Origin of the sequence: Flavobacterium sp., from assembly GCF_029242675.1 — a bacterium.
In the GTDB taxonomy this organism is placed as follows: Bacteria; Bacteroidota; Bacteroidia; order Flavobacteriales; family Flavobacteriaceae; genus Flavobacterium.
In genome coordinates this window covers 1-4,580 of sequence record NZ_JAQWTM010000267.1, presented here as the reverse complement: position 1 = coordinate 4,580, position 4,580 = coordinate 1, and the positions used below count along the sequence as shown (strand labels likewise).

3 protein-coding genes are annotated in these 4,580 nt (G+C 35.1%); 2 read left to right on the top strand and 1 reads right to left on the bottom strand.

The genetic code is table 11. The annotated features are described in order from the left end of the window. The first annotated feature begins 199 nt into the window (after positions 1–199). The gene (gene lysS / locus P8M54_RS09900) at positions 200–1,897 is read left to right on the top strand and encodes a lysine--tRNA ligase (protein WP_300287661.1); all 1,698 of its coding nucleotides are present in this window, start codon (positions 200–202) and stop codon (positions 1,895–1,897) included. Positions 1,898–2,053: 156 nt separating this feature from the next. Here lysS and P8M54_RS09895 read toward each other — a convergent pair whose 3' ends face one another. After that, positions 2,054–3,574, bottom strand: a complete 1,521-nt coding sequence (locus P8M54_RS09895; RefSeq protein WP_300287660.1) for a DUF4394 domain-containing protein — start codon at positions 3,572–3,574, stop codon at positions 2,054–2,056. A 417-nt stretch (positions 3,575–3,991) separates the two neighbouring features. On the opposite strand from P8M54_RS09895, the gene P8M54_RS09890 reads away from it, so the two are divergent. Then, positions 3,992–4,414 carry a hypothetical protein gene (locus P8M54_RS09890; RefSeq protein WP_300287659.1) on the top strand — a complete coding sequence of 141 codons (423 nt, stop codon included), beginning with the start codon at positions 3,992–3,994 and terminating at the stop codon, positions 4,412–4,414. Positions 4,415–4,580: the final 166 nt, after the last annotated feature.

The window sequence follows — 4,580 nt, the reverse complement described above, 5'->3', positions numbered from 1 at the left end:
TTAATTCCCATACATCTTTAACAAAATATTCTTACAAGGAACACGTATTTGTTTCCAAAACCTAAAATTAATAAGCCGCATACGATTTACCTATTTTACGATTTAAAAGACCCTATTTAGCTTTCTAATTTTAGCAATTGTTGATTTTGCAAATTCAACACATAAAGACTATATTTGCAGTCTTAAAAATCACTCCCTAATGGCATTATCTGAACAAGAAATAATAAGAAGAGAAAAACTTCAATCCTTACGTAATTTAGGGATCAATCCTTATCCTGCAAACCTTTTTCCAGTAAACCACACTTCAAAACAAGTTAAAGAAACTTTTGAAGACGGTAAGACGGTAATTGTTGCTGGTCGTTTAATGAGCGTAAGAGATCAAGGAAAAGCTTGTTTTGCTGAATTACAAGATAGTGAAGGACGTATTCAATTGTATTTAAATCGCGATGTTTTATGTCCTGGTGAGGACAAAACAACATACAATCAAGTATTTAAAAAACTAACCGATCTTGGTGACTTTATAGGAATCGTTGGAGAATTATTCACTACCAAAGTGGGTGCACAATGCATTCGCGTGGACGAATTTACTTTCCTAAGTAAAACATTACGCCCATTGCCTTTACCAAAAGTAGACGAAGACGGAAAAGTACATGATGCATTTAATGATGCTGAATTGCGTTACCGCATGCGTTACGTAGATTTAACGGTAAACCAAAACGTAAAAGACACGTTCATTAAGCGCACAAAATTGTTTAACGCAATGCGAAGCTTTTTTAACGAAGCAGGATATCTTGAGGTAGAAACACCTGTTTTACAAGCTATTCCTGGTGGAGCTGCAGCGCGACCGTTTATAACACATCACAACTCACTTGATATTCCGTTATACATGCGTATCGCAAATGAGTTGTACTTAAAAAGATTAATAGTAGGTGGTTTTGATGGAGTATATGAGTTTTCTAAAAATTTCCGTAATGAAGGAATGGATAGAACACACAATCCAGAATTTACCGCTATGGAAATATATGTAGCTTATAAAGACTACAATTGGATGATGGAGTTTACTGAAAACTTATTAGAGCATTGTGCTGTAAGTGTGAACGGAACTAGCGAAGCTACTTTTGGTGACAACCAAATTAGTTTTAAAGCTCCTTATGCACGTGTAACAATGACCGACTCTATCAAACATTTTACTGGTTTTGATATTTCTGGAAAAACAGAAGACGAGCTTTATGACGCTGCCAAAGGCATGGGAATTGAAGTTGACAAAACGATGGGGAAAGGAAAATTAATTGACGAGATTTTTGGTGCTAAATGCGAAGGAAACTACATCCAACCCACTTTCATAACTGATTATCCTAAAGAAATGTCGCCATTGTGTAAAGAGCACCGTGACAATCCAGAATTGACAGAGCGTTTTGAGTTAATGGTTTGTGGTAAAGAGGTTGCTAATGCATATTCAGAATTAAACGATCCAATTGATCAAAGAGCCCGTTTTGAAGATCAAATGCGTTTGGCGGCCAAGGGTGATGATGAAGCGAACGGAATTATCGATGAGGATTTCCTAAGAGCTTTAGAATATGGTATGCCACCAACCTCAGGTCTTGGAATTGGAATGGATCGCTTGATGATGTTTTTAACGAATAATGCCTCTATTCAAGAAGTGTTATTGTTTCCGCAAATGCGTCCTGAAAAGAAACAAATACAACTAGAAGAAGACGAGAAAGTTATCGTGGCTATTCTACAAGCAAATGAAAATCAAATGGAATTTGGTTTGCTTAAAATAAAATCAGATTTGAGTGGTAAAAAATGGGACAAAGCCATGAAAAACTTATCTGCTTTAGGCATGACTGAAGTAGTCGTTGATGGAGAAGTAAAAGCCTGTCGTTTGAAGGCTTAATTTTTATCTTCAACACTAAATAATAGTAAAAGGAACTTCGTACGAAGTTCCTTTTTTTATCAAAGTATTTTTGTAAAATTACAGTTGAATAAAAGCTATTAAAAAACCGACCCTTTTTAAGGAGTCGGTTTTATACTAATTAAAATATTTTAAAGCTTAGAATCCTAAACCAACTGCCATTGCAGTAGCTTGAAAGGTAATATCTGATACTTTAGTCGCTACGCCAGTAGTTAAATTTATAGTGTAAACTGCATTAACATTGTTTACTTTCAATAAAGCATAAGCGATAGCACTATTACCACCAATATCAAATCCATTATCAGCCGCTGCATCTACTCCTAGACTTCCTAGCATAACTAAAGTCCCATTATTTGGTGGGTCTTGACGGTATAACATATCTGTTTGAGAATCTAATACAAATAAAGTCGTTGAAGTTGCACCTGCAACACTATTGGAGTAAGCAGCTCCAGTTACGAAAGGAGTACCAGGATTAAGATTTCCATCTACTGCCACAACAGTTCCTAAATCAGGGTGCAAACGTAAGTTTTGACCTGTATTACTTACAACACGAATTCTGTCTACTGTTGGATTAAAATCAAATCCAAAAGAATCACCACTTAAAGCAGGAACTAATGTCACACCAACCACTGCTAATGCACCACTTGATGTATTTACTGAAAACAATCTACTTTGATTTGACAACGCATATAATCCACCAGTAGCTGGTCTAAAATCTAATCCTACAATAGCCTCGCCTGAAGCCAATCCTGTTAATGCAACTGAAGTGTTTGTTCCTTTAGTTGGATCAAAACGAAACAGCATATTGTTAGCGGTAGTAGCGTAAGCAATTGGATTCGTTTTAAAAGCAATACTAATAACTGGAACTGAAAATTTACCTAAACTAGCCGCTTTACCCGTAGTTAGATTAATCGTAAATAAAGTTGATACGTTATTATTATTTGTAACAGCTAATGCTGTGCTATTGTCAGCTGTGATATCCATATCACCTGTACCTTCAAAATTAATACCTAAGTCACCAACAACTTGCAAGCCTCCATCATTTGGTGGGCTTTGTAAGTATAATTTATCTTGTGCAAAATCAATATCATAAAGCATTGTTGTAGTTGCACCGGCTACACTATTTGTGTATGCTACTGCTCCAATTTTTGGATTTGTTCCACCATTAATAGAACCATCTGTTGCTATAACTGTTCCTAATTCTGGATGTAATCTTAAATTTTGACCTGACTCAGTAACTAAACGGATTCTATCTACAGTTGGATTAAAATCTAAAGAAGCATTTGCGCCAACAATAGCAGGAGTAAATACGCTAGAACCAACTGCTGTTGCTACACCTGATTTCTCGTTAATGAAATAGATTCTACTAGAAGATCCTAAAGCATATAATTGACCTGTTGCTGGTCTATAATCGATACTTACAATGTTCTCTGCAGGTGGCAAACCAACGATTGCTGTAGTCGATGTGGCAGTCATTAAATTCTGCGCATTGTACGTTAAAATGGTATTGTTACTTGCCAAAGCTGTAAAGTTCACATTTGGAGCTGTTGCTTGAGTCATTCCATCATTATTATCGCTGTTACAAGAGATTGCTGTAACTGATAACAAAGCCAATCCAAAAAAGGTGGCTACGCTAGAGGTAATTAGTTTGTTTTTCATATCTTTTTTTATTTAATTGTTAGTTATCTAGGTAGATACGAGAATTACTTTCTTTTGGTTTTAAAATAAAAAAAAATTAAAAAGAAACAAAAATTTGCGCATCAAGAACGCCTCCGAAAATGGAAAGCAAGTAATTAAACGATACATTTCAACAACTGAAATATACTTTTTTTTAGTTTTTTCCCATTTTAATATTAACATCATAAGGTTACCTAAAGTTGCTTCAATTTAGCGACTAGTCGTTAGTGGTAATCCCAAAATATCCCTCACCATTGTGGAGTATAACGCAGAAAGCCCTATTTGTAACCTTAGTAGTATTGCTATTTTGAAATAAGTGTCCGTTCTACTAAACTTTTGTTAACAGTTAAACCTTAATTACACTTTTTGGTCTTACTACTTTAACTTAAAAATTTAAACATGAAAAAATTATTTATTGTAGCATTAGCAATAGTTAGTATGGCTAGTTTTGCTCAAGACAAAAAAGACGGATCAAAGAGAGCTCAAAGAGCAAACATGGAGAAAATGACTCCTCAAGAGCGCAGCGCTAAAAGACTTGAAAAAATGACTGCAGATTTAAATCTTGATGCCAAACAACAAGAAAAAGTCAAACAACTATTTGCTGAACAAGACGCCACTAGAGAATCTCAAAAAGCAGAAATGAAAAAGAAGAGAGATCAAGCAAAAGCTAAAATGGGAGAGCAAAAGCAAAAAATGGATGATAAAATGACTGCCATTTTAACTCCAGAGCAATCAGCCAAATGGAAAGCAAACCAAGAGAAGATGAAAGATAAAATGCAAGAGCGACGCGGAAAAAGAAAAGGCGACGCAGGAAAGGAATAATACAAAAAGAGCTTCGATTATAAATGAGGGCACTGAAAAAGTCCTCAACAAGTAAATTTTAAATAAAAAGTGGTAAAATTGAAGCGAGTTATGCTTTCAATTTCACCATTTTTTTTGTATTTTGTCTTATCATAAAACCCCAACATGGTAGGCCAGCAACAAACAT